This is a genomic window from Methylophilus sp. Q8 (assembly GCF_000800115.1).
GTDB lineage: Bacteria > Pseudomonadota > Gammaproteobacteria > Burkholderiales > Methylophilaceae > Methylophilus.
Genome location: NZ_JUHE01000001.1, coordinates 698,692 through 718,611 on the forward strand (window position 1 = coordinate 698,692; position 19,920 = coordinate 718,611).

At 51.5% G+C, this 19,920-nt stretch carries 22 protein-coding genes and 2 riboswitches; of the genes, 14 read left to right on the forward strand and 8 right to left on the reverse strand.

The genetic code is table 11. The features are described 5' to 3' along the window. Window positions 1–71: 71 nt before the first annotated feature. Window positions 72–154: riboswitch (S-adenosyl-L-homocysteine riboswitch) on the reverse strand. A 224-nt stretch (window positions 155–378) separates the two neighbouring features. After that, entirely contained in the window at window positions 379–528 is a 150-nt protein-coding gene (locus GQ52_RS14155) for a hypothetical protein (RefSeq protein WP_154650038.1), read from the forward strand. A gap of 75 nt (window positions 529–603) precedes the next feature. On the opposite strand, the gene GQ52_RS03550 is transcribed toward GQ52_RS14155, so the two are convergent. From GQ52_RS03550 to GQ52_RS03560, 3 genes are all read right to left on the reverse strand, one after another. Next, window positions 604–1,611, reverse strand: a complete 1,008-nt coding sequence (locus GQ52_RS03550; RefSeq protein WP_235272942.1) for a serine protease — start codon at window positions 1,609–1,611, stop codon at window positions 604–606. 389 nt (window positions 1,612–2,000) lie between these two features. Next, the gene (locus GQ52_RS03555; protein WP_047515194.1) at window positions 2,001–3,173 is read right to left on the reverse strand and encodes a diguanylate cyclase; all 1,173 of its coding nucleotides are present in this window, start codon (window positions 3,171–3,173) and stop codon (window positions 2,001–2,003) included. Between the two features lie 61 nt (window positions 3,174–3,234). Beyond that, complete coding sequence (locus GQ52_RS03560; protein ID WP_019881112.1) at window positions 3,235–3,699, reverse strand: EVE domain-containing protein; 465 nt, start codon at window positions 3,697–3,699, stop codon at window positions 3,235–3,237. 68 nt (window positions 3,700–3,767) lie between these two features. On the opposite strand from GQ52_RS03560, the gene GQ52_RS03565 reads away from it, so the two are divergent. Continuing rightward, window positions 3,768–4,127, forward strand: coding sequence for a DUF2237 family protein (locus GQ52_RS03565; protein ID WP_024930418.1), 360 nt, complete (start codon window positions 3,768–3,770; stop codon window positions 4,125–4,127). A gap of 35 nt (window positions 4,128–4,162) precedes the next feature. On the opposite strand, the gene GQ52_RS03570 is transcribed toward GQ52_RS03565, so the two are convergent. The 3 genes from GQ52_RS03570 to GQ52_RS03580 all read right to left on the reverse strand — a co-directional run bounded on the left by GQ52_RS03570 (window position 4,163) and on the right by GQ52_RS03580 (window position 6,019). After that, a complete protein-coding gene (locus GQ52_RS03570; RefSeq protein WP_047515199.1) occupies window positions 4,163–5,059 on the reverse strand; it encodes an SGNH/GDSL hydrolase family protein in 897 nt (298 codons plus the stop codon). 418 nt (window positions 5,060–5,477) lie between these two features. Next, window positions 5,478–5,780 (reverse strand): cell division protein ZapA, encoded by a 303-nt coding sequence (locus GQ52_RS03575; RefSeq protein ID WP_019881109.1) that lies wholly within the window; start codon window positions 5,778–5,780, stop codon window positions 5,478–5,480. A 2-nt stretch (window positions 5,781–5,782) separates the two neighbouring features. Then, window positions 5,783–6,019 (reverse strand): hypothetical protein, encoded by a 237-nt coding sequence (locus GQ52_RS03580; RefSeq protein WP_019881108.1) that lies wholly within the window; start codon window positions 6,017–6,019, stop codon window positions 5,783–5,785. Window positions 6,020–6,109: 90 nt separating this feature from the next. Beyond that, a riboswitch (cobalamin riboswitch) is annotated at window positions 6,110–6,322 on the forward strand. Between the two features lie 136 nt (window positions 6,323–6,458). On the opposite strand from GQ52_RS03580, the gene GQ52_RS03585 reads away from it, so the two are divergent. The 10 genes from GQ52_RS03585 (at window position 6,459) to GQ52_RS03630 (ending at window position 15,901) form a co-directional block, all read left to right on the forward strand. Further along, entirely contained in the window at window positions 6,459–8,309 is a 1,851-nt protein-coding gene (locus GQ52_RS03585) for a TonB-dependent receptor domain-containing protein (protein WP_047515202.1), read from the forward strand. A 93-nt stretch (window positions 8,310–8,402) separates the two neighbouring features. Beyond that, window positions 8,403–10,268: a TonB-dependent receptor domain-containing protein gene (locus GQ52_RS03590; protein WP_088178007.1), complete on the forward strand. Its 1,866-nt coding sequence runs from the start codon at window positions 8,403–8,405 to the stop codon at window positions 10,266–10,268. A gap of 86 nt (window positions 10,269–10,354) precedes the next feature. Further along, window positions 10,355–10,924, forward strand: coding sequence for a hypothetical protein (locus GQ52_RS03595; RefSeq protein WP_047515205.1), 570 nt, complete (start codon window positions 10,355–10,357; stop codon window positions 10,922–10,924). Between the two features lie 14 nt (window positions 10,925–10,938). After that, entirely contained in the window at window positions 10,939–11,544 is a 606-nt protein-coding gene (cobO, locus tag GQ52_RS03600) for a cob(I)yrinic acid a,c-diamide adenosyltransferase (protein WP_047515208.1), read from the forward strand. Then, window positions 11,544–12,830 (forward strand): cobyrinate a,c-diamide synthase, encoded by a 1,287-nt coding sequence (locus GQ52_RS03605; RefSeq protein WP_047515211.1) that lies wholly within the window; start codon window positions 11,544–11,546, stop codon window positions 12,828–12,830. Before cobO ends, GQ52_RS03605 begins: the two co-directional genes overlap by 1 nt. Further along, window positions 12,827–13,501: a 5,6-dimethylbenzimidazole synthase gene (bluB, locus tag GQ52_RS03610; RefSeq protein WP_047515214.1), complete on the forward strand. Its 675-nt coding sequence runs from the start codon at window positions 12,827–12,829 to the stop codon at window positions 13,499–13,501. Before GQ52_RS03605 ends, bluB begins: the two co-directional genes overlap by 4 nt. Beyond that, complete coding sequence (locus GQ52_RS03615; RefSeq protein ID WP_047515217.1) at window positions 13,498–14,301, forward strand: cobalamin-binding protein; 804 nt, start codon at window positions 13,498–13,500, stop codon at window positions 14,299–14,301. The genes bluB and GQ52_RS03615 overlap by 4 nt, the downstream gene beginning before the upstream one ends. Next, a complete protein-coding gene (gene cobU / locus GQ52_RS03620) occupies window positions 14,298–14,822 on the forward strand; it encodes a bifunctional adenosylcobinamide kinase/adenosylcobinamide-phosphate guanylyltransferase (protein WP_024930410.1) in 525 nt (174 codons plus the stop codon). Before GQ52_RS03615 ends, cobU begins: the two co-directional genes overlap by 4 nt. A gap of 15 nt (window positions 14,823–14,837) precedes the next feature. Continuing rightward, complete coding sequence (locus GQ52_RS03625) at window positions 14,838–15,653, forward strand: DUF4198 domain-containing protein (protein ID WP_047515220.1); 816 nt, start codon at window positions 14,838–14,840, stop codon at window positions 15,651–15,653. A gap of 29 nt (window positions 15,654–15,682) precedes the next feature. Next, window positions 15,683–15,901 carry an RNA-binding S4 domain-containing protein gene (locus GQ52_RS03630; RefSeq protein WP_019881093.1) on the forward strand — a complete coding sequence of 73 codons (219 nt, stop codon included), beginning with the start codon at window positions 15,683–15,685 and terminating at the stop codon, window positions 15,899–15,901. Here GQ52_RS03630 and GQ52_RS03635 read toward each other — a convergent pair. Further along, on the reverse strand, window positions 15,898–17,349 hold the full coding sequence (locus tag GQ52_RS03635) for a cobyric acid synthase (protein WP_047515223.1): 1,452 nt from the start codon (window positions 17,347–17,349) through the stop codon (window positions 15,898–15,900). The genes GQ52_RS03630 and GQ52_RS03635 overlap by 4 nt on opposite strands. A 2-nt stretch (window positions 17,350–17,351) precedes the next feature. On the opposite strand from GQ52_RS03635, the gene cbiB reads away from it, so the two are divergent. Further along, a complete protein-coding gene (gene cbiB / locus GQ52_RS03640) occupies window positions 17,352–18,305 on the forward strand; it encodes an adenosylcobinamide-phosphate synthase CbiB (protein WP_047515226.1) in 954 nt (317 codons plus the stop codon). Further along, window positions 18,298–19,299, forward strand: coding sequence for a threonine-phosphate decarboxylase CobD (gene cobD, locus GQ52_RS03645; RefSeq protein ID WP_047515227.1), 1,002 nt, complete (start codon window positions 18,298–18,300; stop codon window positions 19,297–19,299). The genes cbiB and cobD overlap by 8 nt, the downstream gene beginning before the upstream one ends. On the opposite strand, the gene GQ52_RS03650 is transcribed toward cobD, so the two are convergent. Further along, the gene (locus GQ52_RS03650; RefSeq protein ID WP_047515230.1) at window positions 19,268–19,918 is read right to left on the reverse strand and encodes an FMN-binding negative transcriptional regulator; all 651 of its coding nucleotides are present in this window, start codon (window positions 19,916–19,918) and stop codon (window positions 19,268–19,270) included. The two genes, cobD and GQ52_RS03650, sit on opposite strands and share 32 nt — an antisense overlap. Between the last annotated feature and the right edge of the window lie 2 nt (window positions 19,919–19,920).

Genomic DNA, 19,920 nt, shown 5'->3' on the forward strand with positions numbered 1-19,920 from the left:
GAAAACTGAGCAGGGAAAGTTCTAAGAACCGGTGGAAACGTTTGTTCACCTTTTTTCCGTGCTCGCACAGTGAAAAGTGAACGCCGTTGAGATGCTTTGCAGCAAATGCTCTGAGCCTGGGAGTCAGATGACTCTCGCAGCGTTCCTCAGAAGTTGCGAATTATACGCCAACCCGGGCATTTTACAAAAAAGCGGCGGCGGCCAAGCGCGAAACAGCGGGCTAAATCACACGCAAATAAACCGTCTGCAGGCATCAAAACGTCATCTCTCAAACTGACCCGATTACACCTTGCTGCTCTGCAAAATCACTGTCATACACCTGTGCCATGATGTCATCACGGCAATAAGCAGACAACCAGACTAGGAAAGGTGGCTCGTATGACAATGTATCAAGTGATGGACGAAGAGAACCATTGCATCGCAACCTTTCATCATTTTCAGGAAGCGATTTATACCGCACAAGATTTCACCCTGTGGGATGATGAACATTACTACCATGTGGAAGAGCTGGACATGGCAGTAGCATAAGCGATTGCAAACCCGATTTAAATAAAAAAAGCGCCCGATTGGGCGCTTTCTCGTTTGAGTCTGATGTTGCCTGTCTTACGGCAAACTTTTCATTGCCACCGTCAATGCTTCAGCCGCTTCTGCATCCAGTTGTTTTAATGTATCAACACTGGCCATCGCTTCACCATGTTTGCCACTCGCTTCAGCAATCATGCCCAGGTAATAAAAAGCCTGGCTATGTTGATCGTTCATACTCACCACACGATGCAGATGCTGCTCGGCAATACTGAAGTCTTTCGTTTCATACTCTGCGGCCGCCAGATAAAACCAGGCTTCGGTGTTATGTGGCTCTTGTGTGGTCCATTGTTCGGCAATCACTTTCAAACCTGCCCAGTCTTTATGCAGGTATGGAAACACCACCTTCATAAAATATGGCCATTCAGCAGCGGGTTTACCCCAGAAAGGCAATTCACTTTTCACCACAATCGGGCCTGCCGGTTTGCTGATCAGGGCTTTCACCCAGTCCACAGACATGTAGTAGTAATAAGCGTCCTTACCAGGGCTCTTCAGGGTAATCAAGCCAACCAGCGCACCGCTGTCATCAAACAGGCCGCCACCGCTGGCACCTTGCCTAAAACTGCTGGTGGCACGCACAATGACCGAGTCATCCATGGTAAACAAGCCTTTGACCACACCGCTGGTGCTGACTGGCGCAGCGACAAAACTGGGATAACCGATGGTGAATACCGGTTGTTCATATTTGAGTTCACGGCTGGATTTCATGGTCACTGGTGACAATGGCAAATCTTCCATTTGCAACATGCACACATCATGTTCCCAATCAGGTTTCACGCCGACCGCGTGATAGGCTGCTCCGCCGCTGACCACGCTGATACTGCTGGCATTGGCGACCACATGGCAGTTAGTCACCACCTGGTTTTCAGCCACGACCACACCAGAACCCAAGCCATATTGACCGTTTTTCAAGCCGACTTGCACACGCAACACGCGACTATTTAAATCGTGCACCAGCGCTTCTGCTGGCTCTGCCATGAGTGATGCGCTCATGCATCCTAACAATAATCCGATCAGTAACTTTGTCATGTCGTGCTCCAATCTGTGACAGCAGGTGGGTGGTGTTACCCGGTTGCCGGTGATACGTTGGAAAGCCTGTTAAGCTTGTTTTAGCAAGACGTATTCCAACCCACATGCACGCTGGTTTTAGCACACAGAGACTGCGCTCAGACAAAGCACATCATTCAATAATTACATTAATAATCAAATATTTATAATAAAAAGTCCTTTTACTCGCAACCCAAAAATCAAATTCCATAAGCACGGCGATGAGCAGACGGCAATATGCCATTGCACCAAAGAAGTGCACCATAAGAATGTACGCACAATAAACTGGCATTTTGAATAAAAATCGGAAGAAAACAGCTAAAGAGAAGTCATACTTGGCACTGACTACGCGCTACGGATAGAGCCAAAAATTAGTGGTTGGCGATAAAGACGCGGTTGCGGCCTTGCTGCTTGGCTGCATACAGAGCGGCATCCGCCATTTTCATCAAATGTGCCAAGCCCTGCTGTTCGCTGAGTTGCGAGGTAGACACCAACCCGAATGACGCCGTGTAGTGAATTTGCTCGCCATGATCACTCATGACGCTGTGGTCTATTTCGGAGCGCAAACGCTCAATCACGCGCGCGGCCTCGTGCAGATCCGTCATCGGCATTAAGATGCCGAACTCCTCACCACCCAGTCGACCGACCATATCACTGGTGCGCAAGGCACTGACGCAACGCAGACAAAAATTCTGCAAGATCAGGTCACCGGCGTGATGCCCATATTGATCGTTGATTTTCTTAAAGTGATCAATATCAACCATGGCAAACGCAAACGCCGAGCCATAACGCTGACTGCGCCGCACTTCTGATTCGAGCTCGTGAATAAAATGCCGGCGATTGGCAATTCCAGTTAAAAAGTCGGTAAACGCAAACTTGTCTGCTTCAATATGCAGTTGGTAGATACGCCAGGCAACGAAAACACCAACGACCAGAAACAAGCTGAGCAATAGTGCGGCATAAGTTAAGCCGTGTGTCGTGTGTTTTTCCAGCCGCTGCTGGCTTTCATTCACATATTGGGTGGCACGTTGATTGGCATTTTTAAGCACCGCCTCATTCAGGCTTGCCACCTCGTTAAAGCGTGCGGTCCACTGCGTTTCTATCAGGCGATTGGCATCCGCATAGCGTGTGGCCTCCAGTGCGTGCAAAATCTGGTCGCGCACCTGATTCAGCAATGTCAGTTTCTGTTTGAGTTGTGTCACTTGCTGCTGGTCGCCAGAATAACTGCGGGCAATGATTGCAATTTTTTGCTGCGCCAGCTGCTCACGCGCCGCAATAAAATCCACTGTGGTTGCCAGTTGCTTATGATCAGCCTCGATCAAGGTGGCATACAGCAAACTGCCGCGAATCTGGTAGAGATCGGCTTCTAAGGCGAGTGCCGCGTTGGCCACGGCAAACGGCTGCTCATAGAGCTTGCGTGTAGTTTGGTGCATCTCACGCATGCTGGAAAAATAAATCCACACAAACAGCAATACGCCGACAAAAGCAATCAGGAACCCGGCGACCAGAATATACAACACGGCATTTTTACGCTGTCTGTTCATTAAGCTGCTCTATGTGAATAATGCGCCTGGAATTAGGTGGTTGCCCTGATCAAGCCAGCCATTACTTTGCCAGCAATGCCGAAATATACGCCCACTCTTTGGGATCGACAGGTGTAATCGACAAGCGGTTCCCTTTTTGCAAAGTACGCATATTGGCCAGTTCTGGCGCTTCGCGCATTTCCTTCAAACTCAGCAACCGCGTTTTACGTACCAGTTTGACATCCACATTCACCCAGCGCGGATTTTCCGGCGTGGATTTTGGATCAAAGTATTTATGGCCTTCAACAAACTGGAACTTATCCGGGTAAGCCAACTGGCTGACTTCACAGAGGCCGACAATGCCGGGCGTCTCGCAATTGGAATGGTAAAACAGCACGCCATCCCCCAACTTCATCTGGTCACGCATAAAATTACGTGCCTGGTAATTGCGTACCCCATACCAATCCACCGTCTGGTTCGGGAACCCTGCCAAATCATCAATAGAAACGTCCGAGGGCTCGGATTTCATCAACCAGTAACGCGCCATGCCTGAAAACCTTCTTATGTCCAACAAATGTCAGTATCATAAACCAAGTTACAGTACAGCTGACAATCATGGCAAAAAACGTTCTTGGCACCCTACTCATTCCCTGCAGCATGCGCCCAATCACCGGCTTTGTGCGTGATGGTTGTTGTGGATTCCACCCCGAAGACCTCGGCAGGCATACCGTATGTGCAGAAATGACCGATGAATTTCTGGCATTCTCACAGGCACAAGGCAATGATTTATCGACGCCCATGCCAGAGTATGGGTTTCCGGGCCTGAAAGCAGGCGACCGCTGGTGTTTGTGTGCAAGGCGCTGGTTAGACGCCAGTGAAGCTGGCTATGCGCCACCGGTGATTCTGGAATCTTGTGATGAAAGTTGCCTGGAAGTGGTCAGCCTGGCCGACCTGATGTATCACGCGTTGCGATAAGCAGATCAGCCAAACATGTGTTTGCCGCCAGGCGGTTAAATAGCTGGGCGCTGGCTGCGACGCGCAAACACCAACATCAAGCCAGCGAAAAGCAACCCAGCTTGCGCAGGCTCTGGTACAGGCGTAATCGCAGATAACATGCGCTGCCCCAGATACTCGTGGACGACGGTCGTCATATGCAAATCATCCCAAAAAAGATACTTATCAGGATCAGCACAAACAGCGGCACCGTCATAACAAGCATCCGTTAAATTGGTAATCCCGTTGCTCACAGCCAAGGCCATGCCGTTTTCCAACTCAGTTTTGGTATCAAAATAAGTCACACGGGCAGAGCTCGGCAGACCTAATCCTGAAAGTCCCGCAACCAGATAATCGTTATAGTCCCTGGTGTAATCCTCCAAAAACTGAACTACCCCGGCAGAGGCCCCATTAAAACGCGGTGCATCCACCACAGCAGGCAAGCCCAGCACGAGAAAATCGGTCGCGCCTTTGCTATGCAACAATGCCACCATATCAATCATATTTTGCGCGGAATCGTGCGCCGAGAAGGTTTCAATGCCATTACCGCCGCCATCCAGCACGTACAAATGTCCTGCATCAACCGATGGCAAGCTACCCAGGTAGCTCGTCATAAACGTGAGCATATCCGCTGTGGTTGCACCGCCAACCGCAAAATTCTGGAAACTGGCTGGGGCATTCAATCCGAGCCCGGTGGCCAGATACTCAACCGCCGTTGGGCCATTGGTAAAACGGTAATTGCTATACGGCGCATCCGTCAGGCCCGCCCCAAACAGCTTGTAATAGCTGACCACTGCCGTATCTTCATTGCCACCATCAAAAAGACTATCGCCAATCGCAGTGATGCCGGTATAAGCAAACACCTGCGGGGAAAACAATACCAATGCAAAAAACCAGAAAAATAGCTTGCGCATGACTTCCTCCCTGAATCTAATTGTTAATTTATATGAAACAACTAGATTCTTGACCAATCAAATAAAGATTGCAACAGAAATATTTCATGCAGCAACTATCTGCAAGCATCACCATTGGGAGAGCGTTGGATAAGCAATGTGAAAGGGGTGGGGAATGATGTGCTAAGGGGTTACCTGAGCCGTGCATCCTGAACCAAGAAAGTTCAGGTGGTAACAGCCTAAGGAACATTAGGTTCGCACGCCAAGGGGGTTTTAAAAAACCACCCAACTTAGTGCGATCTCACAGCACCTGATGAGCCGAAACCTATAACAAAGACTAGTTCAAGGAATTTTAGACTCAGGCAACGCCTTAGCACACCGTTTTTATGATACGCCATTTCAAAAAAATGACGATGAAAATTTTGTGAAATGAAGCGGATTACAACAATTTGTGCTGGCCGGATAATACATCATCTATTTGCTGCTGCATGGTAGAAATACGTTTTTTTACGTCTCCCACATCCACACCGCCGCTACGCGTATTCAACAACTCATGCGTAATATTGAGTGCCGCCATAATGGCAATCCGCTCCACGCTGACCATTTTGCCAACATCACGAATTTCGCGCATTTTACCATCCAGGTAGCCCACGGCCTGCAGCAAACTGTCGCGTTCTTCATCGGTACAGGTCACGCTCATCGCGCGGCCCATGATTTCGATATCAATCGGATTACTTGCCATGATTAACGACCTTCCTCAGGCAATGCCGACAATAATCGCTCTAACTGAACGCTGGCTTGCGTCATATTCAGCTTCAACGATTGAGACTCCTGATGCAGCCGTGTGACCTCCTGACGTAACTCCACATTTTCGTCACGCAGTTGTCCGCACAAAGCAATCAGCTTCGTCACACGCTCTTCAAGACTTTTTAAATCGGCATCCATCAGCCCATTATCTTTTAAAAAAATGAGTGTGGTCAATAGCTAAGCGCATTTTTTCAAAGTAAATTAACAATTTGAGCACTCCTGCCGAATACAGGCCGACTGGCAAAAAAGCACGCTTTAGACTAGAATGGCGCCCAGTTGTCAGGTGCCTTTGCTGTATTTCTACAGGCTAAGGTGAAACTGGGAAACAGGTGCGTGAACCTACATTCACAACTCCTGTGCTGCCCCCGCAACGGTAAGCAAGTGCGGGTCTATCCATATGCCACTGAGTTCAAACTTGGGAAGGCGATAGATCAAAACTTGCAAGCCCGGAGACCGGCCTCGCAACCAACCATTTGCAATACCGCGGGGTGACGGTGTCTGATGATGTATTGGCTTTGCTGTTCAACACGCAAAGCCTTCATTCATTATCCCTACCCCCAAGTATTGATAGACAAACCACATGCGGGGACGCATGTGATACAGGGATAAGATAATGAAAAAAGTCATTCTTAAAGGCCTTATTGGTCTTTCTTTAAGCGAAATCGCCTGCGCCGCAGACACTGCAACGCTAGACGAAGTCATCGTGACCGCGACACGCACGCCTCAACAACAGGAATCAGTCATTGCCGATGTGTCTGTCATTAATGCAGAAGAAATCAAACGTGGCGGCCAAAGTACGCTGATTGAATTATTGCAACGCCAACCTGGCATTGAAATCACCAACAATGGTGGCGCAGGCAAAACCTCAGGCGTCTTCATGCGAGGCACCAACACGGGCCATACGCTGGTATTAATCGACGGCGTACGTGTGCAGTCTGCCACAGCAGGCACAACAACCCTTGAAAACATACCGATTCAACAGATCGACCGCATTGAAATTGTCCGTGGACCAGCAACTAGCCTATATGGTCAAGATGCAATCGGCGGCGTCATCCAGATTTTCACTAAAAAAGGCGTAGATGGCTTCAAACCTTATGCAAACCTGGGTTTTGGTACTTACGATACCACTCTGGCAGAAGCTGGATTGCGCGGTAAACAAAACGATACGGCTTATGCACTCAATGTATCGGCGAACAAAACCAACGGTTTTTCTTCACTGGACACCAGCAACCCGAACCTGAATGACAAAGACGGTTATCGCAATCTTGCCGTAACTGGTAATCTGTCTCATAAAATTGCAGAAGGCCATGAAGTCGGCTTAACCTTGATGCATAGCAAGGGGAGAACCCGCTTCGACAATAGCTACAACCTCGATCCATCATCAGCATTCAATCCTGCCTTTTCTGATTACGCCAACTTGCAACAAGATGTCTACTCTCTATTCAGTAAAAATCAAATCCTGAATAATTGGCACTCAACAGTGCGCATCAGCCAAGGCATTGATGAGACTGTGAACTACGCAGCATTAGGCCCCTTTACTAGCGAAAGCAGGAGCTTGTTCAGAACCAAACAGGATCAATTCAACTGGCAAAATGACATTACCCTTCCTCTTGGGACATTGACATTGATGTACGATAAATTGATCGACAGAGTCAACTCAACAACGGATTTTGACAAAACCAGGCGCACAAATGAAGGCTATGTAGCCAGCTATGTAGCGAATATCGGAGCACACAGCTTTCAAGCCAGTGCTCGCGAAGACCATAATTCCAGTTTTGGTAACAATGTCACTGGTGGCTTAGGCTATGGGTACAATATTAACGATCAATGGCGTGTCACCGGGAGCTATGGTTCTGCATTCAAGGCACCAACGTTTAATGACTTGTACTATCCAGGCTACTCCAACCCCAATCTGAAACCTGAAAAATCAGACAATTTAGAGGCCAGCCTACGGTACCGCGACGACACATTCAATGCATCCCTGACAGCCTACGAAAATAAGATCCGCAATTTAATTGTCCTCGGGTCTCTTCCTGAGAATATCAACAAAGCCACCATTCAAGGTATCACGCTGGCTGCCAGCAACCGCTGGGATAATTTGGACGTGGGCGGTAGTGTAGACATTCAATCTCCGCGTGATGATGAAACCGATAAACTGCTACGCCGTCGCGCCAATCGTCATGGCCAAATGCACCTTGGCTACTCTTTGCAGGACTGGCGATTTGGTGCTGAAATGGTAGCGTCTTCAGCTCGCTACGAGGATGCGGCCAATACCTTACGCATGAGCGGTTACACACTCTTCAACATGACGGCTCAATACAAAGTCAATCGTGACTGGACTGTGCAAGCACGAGCAAATAATATTTTTGATAAACACTATTATCTAGCAATAGACGGAAACGGCTTTGCCTACAATACCCCAGGGGCAAACTTGTTCGTCAACATCCGTTACGAACCTCAGTAATGCGCACTCTGCATCACTAAAACCAATGAATACGACTACCAATTCACACTGAGTCTGCTCCGTGTGAATTGGATACGCATGCGAGAATCACAAATGAAAAGAACAATCAAAAAACAACTCTATTTTGCAGGCATCCTCCTAAGCCTGCCTGGCTATGTACTTGCCGCAGATAACACCCCCTCATTAGATGAGGTGGTGGTCACCTCAAGTAGAACACCACAATCTACCAAAACAGTCACTGGCGACATCACCGTGATCGATAGCGAAGAAATCAAGAGGCTGCAGGGCGGCTCTCTTGCAGATTTATTGAGGCTTCAACCTGGTGTGCAAACCCTGACCAATGGCGGCATGGGCACGAGTAGTAACATCGCCCTGCGCGGCACCAATGATAATCAGCTGATTGTCTTAGTGGATGGCGTGCGGATTAATTCCGCCACCACAGGCACCACTGCTTTTGAAAACATCCCGCTTGCACTCATTGAGCGCATCGAGATTTTACGCAGCCCTGCGTCTAGTCTCTATGGCTCAGATGCTATCGGTGGCGTTATTCAAATTTTCACCAAGCGAGGCAAAGGCAATAAAACCCATATTTACGGTAGTGCCGGTGCAGGCAGCTATGATTCATACAGTGGTAATGCTGGCTTTGACACGAGCTACCAAGCTCTAAAGTTTGGCGCACAGATCAGCAACTACGACACGCGTGGTATTTCTGCACTCAAACACCCGCCAAAATTGGCCGATCAAGATAGGGATGGCTATAACAACTTTAGTAGCTCGTCTTATGCAGACCTTGAGTTTTCACCAGGCCATTCATTGGGCATACACTATTTAGAAAGCAGTGGTCAAAACCAATACGATGGCGGCAGTGCATTCAGCAAATCTGAGCGCCACCAACAAGGATATGGGATTGCACTCAAAAATGCGCTCACCGAACATTGGAACAGTAAATTAGAGTACAGCGTTGGCCGTGACAGCTTATTTAACGTTAGCAACCCAACCTCTAATAGCAATATTGATACGGAACAACGTCAACTCTCTTGGCAGCATGATTACAGCTTATCCCATGGCACACTGACCTTTGCGTATGACAGGCTGGAGCAAGATGTGGTGACAAAATCTAATGGCAAGCAGACCTTAGATAGAAGCCGCAATAATGATGCGTTCGTATTAGGGTATACAGCCAATTATGAGGCACATAGTGCTCAGCTTTCATTGCGTGAGGACCATAACAGCCAGTTTGGCAATTTCACAACGGGAGGGATCGGTTACGGTTATGACCTCTCTTCAGCATGGCGATTGACAGCACAATACGGCTCATCATTCAGAGCACCAACGTTTAATCAGCTGTATGCTGCTAGCTTTGGTAATGCCGACTTACCTTCAGAAAAAGCTGACAATATTGAGGCCAGCGCCCGTTACCAAAGTCAAACATTCCAGGCGAAACTGACGGTATTTGATAACCATATTCGTAACTTTATTCAAACCTTCAGAGCCGGTTGCCCGAACGGAACCGCTACCTGTGCAGCAAACGCTGGCAAAGTGGAAATTCAGGGGGCGACACTAGAGAGCAAGTTTTCGATCGATGAATACTGGCAGTTAAGTGGGAACTTAACGATACAGTCGCCTCGCGTAGACGCCACCGACAGACTATTGGCGCGTCGTGCGCAACGTTACGGCAATCTGGTTTTACAATATTCAGACGGCCCTTGGGACTGGTCAACAGAGCTAACTGCATCCTCAAATCGTGACGATTATGATAAAAGCATCAGGCTTAATCTGAGCGGTTACGCATTACTAAATAGCACCTTGGCATACCGCATCAATCCACAATGGAAGCTACAAGCGCGCGCCAATAACATTCTAGATAAAAACTACGTGTTAGCCGCTGCATCCTCTACGGTGGATTACAACACTATGGGCACAAATGTATTCGTGAGCCTGAATTACGACATGCAGTAAGCTGAACGGTGGATTTTGCCCAAGCCTAAAGGAATTGGGCTAAAATTCACCCCTTGTGATTAATCTTATTTTTTGGAGTCGTTGGCATGCCAAGTAAAATTTCAACTCAATCGCTGGCAATTGCATTTGTCATTGCACTGATGGTCATCGTGACACGCGGTCATCATTTCGCTTCGATCGATTTTTTGCCTAGCGCCTCTTACGCTGCATTTTTTATTGCTGGTTATTACCTGCGTTCGACTATCGTATTTGTGACGCTGCTGGCACTGTGTGCTGGCCTGGATATGGCGGCAGTTACCTGGGGCGGCGTCAGCAATTTCTGTGTGACGCCAGCTTACGGTTTCTTATTACCGGCTTACGGTACCGTGTGGCTGGCAGGCCGCTGGACAGCCAGCAATACCACCTGGGCACTGAGCAGCCTGTTGAAGCTGACAGGCGTGGTGGTAGTGGCTTCAGCTGTGGCTGAATTGTTCTCCAGCGGTGGTTTCTACTTCTTTGGTGGCCGTTACCCAGACCCAACCCTGGTTGAGTTTGTGCCACGCCTGGTCAAATACTTCCCTAAACAGCTGGAAGCGATTGCGTTCTGGGTGGTAGTGGCACTGATCGCGCATGTGGTGTTTGGCCTGGCCAAGCGCTCTGTCCGCGAAAACGCTTAAGTTTACGCGCCATCATGGAAACCAACGACCGCGACAGCCGCCACAAGGCGCGCATGATCCGCAAAAAAGCGGTCATTGATGAAAAAATCGAGCAGGCCGATCAGGAAAAAGGCCTGCTTCTCATCCTCACCGGCAACGGCAAAGGCAAAAGCTCTTCCGCCTTTGGCATGGTTGCCAGGTCACTGGGCCACGGCATGCGTGTCGGCGTCGCCCAATTTATCAAAGGTCGCTCAGATACCGGTGAAGAAGCCTTTTTCCGCCAGCATCCAGCTGTCACTTGGCATGTGCTGGGCGAAGGATTTACCTGGAACACGCAAGACCGCCAGCGCGACACTGAAACCGCGATGCGCGGCTGGCAGATTGTGGCGCAGATGCTGCAAGACCCAGCGATCAATCTCGTTGTGCTGGATGAACTCACCTACACCTTCAAATACGGTTACCTGGACGAACAAATGGTGCTGGATGCCATCGCCAACCGCCCACCCATGCAGCATGTGGTGATCACTGGTCGTGGTGCGTCAGAAGCCTTGAGAAACGCTGCCGACACGGTATCTGAACTCATGGACGTCAAACATGCCTGGCGCGCAGGTATCAAAGCCCAGGCCGGGATAGACCTGTAATGCAATCCCCAGCAGCAAGCTGCCATGCCATGTTGATGGCGGCCCCGGCGTCGGGGCAAGGCAAGACACTGACCACGGCCGCATTGGCGCGCATTTACCGCAATCGTGGCCTGCGCGTGCAAGCATTTAAATGTGGCCCGGATTTTATCGATGGCATGATACTCGAAGCCGCCACCGGCAAACCGGTGTACAACCTCGATCTCGGCATGTGTGGTGAAGCGGATGCGCAGCGTTTGCTGTATCAGGCGGCACAAGACAATGACGTGATTTTGCTCGAAGGCGTGATGGGGTTGTATGATGGTAAACCCTCATGCGCCGATATTGCCGAGCGCTTTGGTATCCCGGTCGCACTGGTGCTCAATGCCAAAGCTATGGCACAAACCGCTGCCGCGATCGCCTATGGACTATACAGCTTCCGGCCTGCGCTGCAGCGCGCGGGCGTCATTGCCAACCAGGTCGGCAGCGACGGCCATGCCAAGATGATTAAAGAAGCATTGCCAGCGGATATCCCCTGGCTGGGCGCCATGAAATACGACGCGCAACTGAGTTTGCCAGAGCGTCATCTGGGCTTGCACCTGGCACAGGAAATCACGGATATTGACCAGCGCATAGAAGCCGCTGCGCAACTACTGGGACAAGATATGCCATTGCCTCCGGCAGTGCATTTTGCGGCACCAGAACAGCAAGCTATCACGCCATTGCTACAAGGCAAAACGATTGCCGTGGCCAAAGATGCGGCTTTCTGTTTCACCTACCAGGCCAACCTTGATTTGCTCACAACACTGGGGGCAAACATTACTTTTTTCTCACCGTTGCATGATGCACAATTACCGGCAGCCGATGCCTACTGGCTACCTGGCGGTTACCCGGAATTGCATCTGGCGCAACTACAACACAATCACAGCATGCGCGAAAGCTTGCATGCAACCGCCGTGGTAGGAAAACCCATCCTGGCAGAATGTGGTGGCATGCTCGCACTGGGCGAACGCTTGAATGGTCAGCCCGTGTTTGGTTTACTGCCGGGTCACAGCGAAATTCAACCCAAACTGCAAGGCCTCGGCACGCAACACGCAACGTTTCCGGTGACGAACGATGGCGAAGCAACCATAGGCGCGCACACTTTCCACTATGGCCGTTTTGAGACTGACTTGCCGGTGATTGCACAAGGCAAAGGCAAATACGGTGCGGGTGAAGCGGTCTACCGCCACCAAAGCATCACAGCCAGCTTTTTGCATTTTTACTTCCCATCCAATCCGTCCCTGGCGGCACAGTTTTTCCTGTCATGAGTTTCGCCTATCCGGATGCCGACAAAGCGGCCATTTATAAAGTGATTGCCGAGCGGCGCGATATGCGGCATTTTTTGCCGACACCTATCGCTCCCGAGTTATTGCAAAAATTGTTGCAAGCCGCCCATCACGCGCCCAGTGTGGGCCTGATGCAGCCGTGGCGCTTTATCCGCATCAGTGATACCACATTACGCAAGGCCACCCACGCACTGGTCGATGAAGAACGCAAGCAGACAGCGCAAGCCATCGGCGAGGTTGAAAACACGGCGCGCATGGCCGAGTTTATGCGGCTTAAAGTCGAAGGCATTCTGGACTGTGGCGAATTACTGGTAGCCACTTTGTGTGACCAGCGGGAAAAATATATTTTTGGCCGCCGTACGCTGCCGGAGATGGACCTGGCCTCAGTCAGCTGTGCCATTCAGAACCTGTGGTTGGCCGCACGTGCCGAAGGTATAGGCATGGGCTGGGTCAGCTTGTTTGACCCGCAAAAACTGGCGCAATTGCTGGGCCTACCTGCGGACGCCAAACCGGTAGCGATTTTGTGCCTGGGTTATGTGAATGCCTTTTACAAATCGCCCATGCTGGTAGAAGAAGGCTGGGCCACTGAAAAGCCACTCAGCGACATGCTGATGGAAAATGGCTGGCAACCACAAGGCAACACACAGCCATGAAGCGCTGGCCACAACGCATTGTCTGCCTGACCACGGAAACGGTGGAAGTCCTTTATTTGCTGGGCGAACAAGACCGCATTGTCGGTATTTCCGGCTTTACCACGCGCCCGGCCATTGCCCGCAAAGAGAAGCCAAAAATCAGCGCTTTCACCAGCGCCAATATCGAGAAAGTTCTGGCACTGCAACCTGACCTGGTACTGTGCTTCTCCAACTTGCAGGCTGACATTGCTGCTTCGCTGATTAAAGCCGGTTGCCAGGTGCATGTGTTTAACCAGCGCAGCCTGGATGAGACTCTGCAAATGATATTGACCGTCGGCGATTTAGTCGGCGCAAGTGACAAAGCGAAGCAACTGGTAGAAAGTTATCAGGCGCAACTGGACGCGGCACGCCAACAAGCGTCCAGTTGGCCACGCAAACCCAAAGTATACTTTGAAGAATGGGACGAGCCCATGATGTGCAGCATCCGCTGGGCGGCTGAGCTGATTGAGGCGGCGGGCGGCGAGGATTGCTTTCCCGAACTCAGCCAGTTCCATAGTGCCAAAGACCGGCAGGTCAACGCAGAACAAGTACTGGCCAGACAGCCGGACATTATCATCGGCTCCTGGTGTGGCAAAAAATTCCAGCCGGAAAAAGTAAAAGCACGACCAGGCTGGCAAGCCATCCCGGCCATCCAGCATGGTCATCTGTACGAAATCAAGTCGGTCGATATCTTGCAGCCCGGGCCTGCGCTGTTTACCGAGGGCCTGGCGCAACTGCAAACCATCATTCAACACTGGCAACAGCAAGGGAGTCACGCATGACTACGCACCTGATTTTAGGCGGAGCACGCAGCGGTAAAAGCGCGTATGCCGAGCGCTTGGCCTCGGCACTTGAATGTCCGGTGACCTACATTGCCACCGCGCAAGTCTATGACGACGAATTTGCAAAACGTGTGGAACATCATAAAACCCGCCGTCCACCATATTGGGGATTAGTCGAAGCGCCATTTAACCTGGGGCAGACACTGCTGGATAACGATGCACCAGAGACTTGCCTGATTGTGGATTGCCTGACTTTATGGCTGGCACAGTGCATTTGTCCGGATTGCGATAAACCAGAGCGGCTGGACTGGCAGGCAGAAAAGCAGGCTTTGCTGAACGCCCTGCCGCAATTGCAAGCCCACGTATTTTTAGTCAGCAACGAGGTCGGCATGGGTATTGTGCCGCTGGGAGAAATCAACCGCCAGTTCCAGGATGAACAAGGCCGCTTGAACCAGCATGTGGCGGCTATCGCGGATCAAGTCAGTTTTATTGCCGCAGGCTTGCCGTTAAAGCTTAAATAACAAGAAAGCACCCGTATGAAAAAGTTTTCCCTAGCCCTGATCGTTTTAGTGACCGCTTTGGCGGCCGAGGCCCATGTGCCGTTTTTAAAACCCAACCAGTTCAACGTCACACATCATCGCCTGACGATTGAATCTGCGTTTACCGAGTTTCCGTTCCAGGCTGACTTTGCTATGGACTCGCCGAACTTTACCATCACCTCACCACAAGGCGTGACGGCAGCGATCAAACCCATCGCCAAAACCAAGGCGGCCGTGTATCTGGAACCGGAATTAAAAGAAGAAGGCACTTATCGTATCAGTACGGGGCAAAGAGTCGGCCCAATATACAAGGCAGTAGAAACTGCCGATAAAAAGCTATATTTTGCCGCCGATATGAAGCGTGTGACGGGCAAACCTACCACCATGAATTATTACAGTTATGCCGACACCTATATTTTCAAAGGCCAGCAAAAGTATGTAGCCAAGCCGTTTAATAAAGGCCTGGAAATCATCCCGCTGGCGTCACCCAATGGTTTGTTACTTGGTGGAGAGTTGAATTTCCGCGTGTTGGAGAATGGTAAGCCGGTGCCTAATGCGCGTATTATTGTGGTGACGGATAACGAGCACTTTATCAAGCACAGGATTGAAGATCTGTACGATCTCGACAATGTGAGAGCCTCTAATATTCACGCGAATGAACAAGGTGAGTTTAGCTTCCACCCACAAAAAGCCGGGCTGAATTTCCTGTTTGTCACTGTGCATCACCAACTCAATGAGCAATTATGGGAAAGCCAGAATGCCTCTTTGACGCTGGAAGTGAATTTACCGCCAGACACTCAAGGCAAGCCTTAGGCACTCGCTGACTTAGAAAGGAATTCTGTATGGCAAGCTCGACATTTGAACTCAAAGGCGAATATATCGCGCTATGTGATTTGCTTAAACTGGAAGGCGTGGCCGACAGTGGTGGCCAGGGCAAGTCTATGGTCGCCGAAGGGTTGATCAAGGTAGATGGTGCCATTGAGCGCAGAAAAACCGCCAAAATCCGCGCCGGGCAAGTGGTGCAGGCGTTTGAGCAAACCATCAAGGTGGTTGCGGGTTAACCTGGCGTAAAGCCTTGGGGCAAGTAAGGCGCAAGGGCTGACCAGTTGAAGTGCTGCTCTACACTATCTGCCAGTTTTTCCAGGCTCTGCTCGCGCAATTGCGTGTAATCGTAAGCCACTTGTTCAGACACCCCGGCCCATTGCAACCAGGCGGCGCAGGCTTGTGGATGATCAAACAAGCCATGAATATAACTGCCAGCGACCTGGCCATCTGTTGACCGTGCGCCTTCTGCCATACCGTCGATCAGGTGTGCAGGATGCTGCAAGGCAGGGCCGCGGCTCACCCCCATATGAATCTCATAGCCTTGTACCATCGCCTCGGCAAAAGCTAATTTGCCAGAAACTTGCTTGAGTTGCTTGTGGGTTTCCAACGTTGTTTCCATGGCCAGCCAGCCCAGGCCAGCGCTACTGCCCGCCTCGCCTTCAATCGCCAATGGATCATGTAAAGCCTGGCCCAGCATCTGGAAGCCACCGCAAATGCCCAGCACTTTGCCGCCATAACGTAAATGCCGCGCAATGACGGCTTCCCAGCCATGCTCACGTAACGCAGCCAGATCGCCGCGTACATTCTTGCTACCAGGCAGGATAATTAAATCAGCCGCGGGCACAGGCTCATTCAAACGCACAAACTTGAGGTTTACTTGCGGGTGCAGGCGCAAGGCATCAAAGTCGGTATGGTTAGCGATATGCGGCAATATGGGCACAACAATCGTCAACTGAACATCTGCTTTTTTAATATTGCTTTTTGCAACCGCATCTTCAGCTTCCAGATGCAAGTCATGCATATATGGCAACACGCCTATCACCGGCTTCCCGGTGCGTTGTTCCAGCCAATCCAGCCCAGGTTGCAGCAAGGCGATATCACCGCGGAATTTATTAATGACAAAACCGACCACCCTGGCCTGTTCGCTCTCGGACAATAGCGCCAGTGTGCCGACCAGGTGTGCAAATACACCACCTTTATCAATATCTGCTACTAGGATCACCGGGCAATCGACCGCTTCGGCAAAGCCCATATTGGCAATATCGTTGGCGCGCAGGTTAATCTCGGCCGGGCTACCCGCCCCCTCCACCACGATGCAGCCATACTGCTGCTGCAAGCGCTGGTAAGATTGCAGCACGGCCTGCATCGCGGTTTTCTTGTAGTCGTGGTAAGTGCTCGCTTCCTGATTGCCCACCACCTGGCCATGAATAATCACCTGGCAGCCAGTGTCTGAATTAGGCTTGAGTAAGACCGGGTTCATATCGATATGCGGTGGCAATCCGCAGGCCATGGCCTGCACCGCCTGCGCGCGGCCAATCTCGCCGCCATCTTCAGTCACCGCGGCGTTGAGCGCCATGTTTTGCGGTTTGAATGGCACCACCGCCACCCCGCTGCGGTACAATACACGGCACAATCCAGCCACCAGCGTACTTTTACCGGCATCCGATGTGGTGCCCTGAACCATCAATGTTTTCACTGCCTGTTTATCCATGTCCCGATTATCTCACACTCGCCCTGCTTGCCTGTGGCGCGGTGCTGCTTGATTTCTGGCTGGGCGAACCCCGGCGCTGGCACCCGTTAGTCGGGTTTGGCTGGCTCGCCACCCAAGTTGAAAAACGATTGAACCCTTTAGCAAGACAAGCACAAGGCAGCCAATATCTCAGCGGCGTGTTGGGCCTCTGCCTGGCCGTATTGCCAATTGTCCTGAGCAGCGTTCTGCTCATGCAACTTTCATTCTGGCTGGCATTATCACTACACCTTTACCTACTGTATTTCGCCATCGGCCACCGCAGCCTGCGCCAGCATGGCCTGGCCGTTTATCAAGCCTTACAGACCGGCCAGTTTCAACAGGCACAGCGCGCCACCTCATATATGGTCAGCCGCGATGTGGAAGCAATAGAACCCGTCAGCGCCACCATTGAATCCGTGCTGGAAAACGGCAACGACAGTGTGTTTGGCGCGCTGTTCTGGTTTTTTGTCGCAGGTGGCCCCGGCGCACTGGCTTACCGCCTGGTGAACACGCTGGATGCCATGTGGGGCTACCGCACACCTCGTTATTTCTATTTTGGCTGGGCCGCCGCACGGCTGGATGATGTGCTCAACTATATTCCGGCCCGCCTGACGGCAATGACTTACGCCTTGCTTGGCCATACCACACTCGCATGGCAGTCCTGGAGAGCGCAGGCGCCGTTCTGGGATAGCCCGAACGCGGGCCCCGTCATGTCCGCAGGCGCGGGCGCACTTAATGTGCAATTGGGCGGGCGCGCCCGCTATCACGGCGAGTGGCATGACCGCCCACGACTGGGCACGCTCACAACACCGATTGCTGAAGATATTACCAGAGCGTTGCAGTTGGTAAGTAACGGTATGCTGAGCTGGCTGATCGTGGCTGTATTGATTGGAGCGTCGGCCTATGCTTGAGCACGGCGGTAATTTGCAGCAAGCCGCGCAGCAATACGGTCGCCCACTCACGGACTGGCTGGATGTATCAACCGGCATCAATCCGCAACACTACCCGATTCCGGCATTGGCCCCCGCGCTGTTTCAACGCTTGCCGCCAGCCACCGACACCCTGCATGTGGCCGCGCGCACGTATTATGGTTGCCAGCATGTGTTGGCCTGCGCAGGCTCACAGGCTGCCTTGCAACTATTGCCGACCTTGCGCGCGCCTTGCCGCGTCGCCATGCCGCGCACCATGTATCAGGAGCATGCACATGCCTGGCAACGCGCAGGACACCAGGTACAGTTTTTTGAGCAAACACCTGATAGCGACACGCTAAACCAGTCCGACGTATTGCTGGTGTGCAACCCTAACAACCCGACCGGACATGTATATCACCCTGACACGTTATTAGACTGGCATGCGCAACTGGTTGCCCGTGGCGGCTGGTTGGTGGTAGACGAGGCATTTATGGATAGCACGCCGCAGCACAGCCTCGCCAGCCATACCGGGCAGGCAGGTTTATGGGTATTGCGTTCACTAGGGAAGTTTTTTGGTCTGGCGGGCCTGAGAGTGGGCTTTTTACTGGGCGAACCCACAGCCCTGGCGCACGTGGAATCATTACTCGGCCCTTGGACCATCACAGGCCCCAGCCAAATGGTTGCCAGCCAGGCGCTGGCTGACCATGGCTGGCAACAGCAGATGCGCGGGCATCTGCCGGCACAGTCCAGGCAATTAGCACAAGTACTAAGCCAGCATGGACTTAAGCCTGCAGGCGGTACAGATTTATTTCAGTATGTACTGCATCCTGCCAGCCGCGAGTTACAGCAAGCATTGGCGAAAGAAGGCATCTGGACGCGTTATTTTGAGTCGCCGTCAGCCTTGCGTTTTGGCTTGCCGCCAGCTAACGACTGGTCTCGGCTGGCACAGGCCCTACACCATGTCACTCAACAGTTAAGCGATTCACAGCTTTGACTAATTCAGCCAACTTGCGCGCCGCCATGTCGCGGCCATGCACATCATCACCCGCACTTAACCCCTGCAACACCCCGACTTGATTCTCCGGCGACTGGTTCTGGCTCAGCTTCCATTTACCAGTGAGTTCGGTAATCTCGATCTCAATACCAACTACCGCCTGCATGAGCTTGTCGATAAATCCGGCCGGCGCATCCTCAAGTTGCCACGGTTGTTCAAACGCCGCTTCCTGTTGTGCCGTCAGCGCAGTCAAATGGGCGCGTAACCAGTTGGCATCTTCTATCACCCGCAGTTTGCCACGCGCATGCACCACCACATAATTCCAGGTCGGCACCACCCTGCCGGTTTGGGCTTTGGTGGGGTACCACGCAGGGGTCACATAGGCATGCGGACCATGAAAAATCGCCATGACCTCGTTGAGGCCATGCGTTTCTTGACAGAGCTGGTTCGCGCGGGCCACATGACCACTCAAGGTGCCCTTATCATCTAAATACAGCGGCAGATGATTCACCTCTAAACCACTGGCCGCAGTCGTCACCAGCGTGGCAAACGGATACGTCCGGATCAAATCTAGCAGCGCCTCTTCACCAGGGGCAGAAAAGTGTTTTGGGGTATACATAC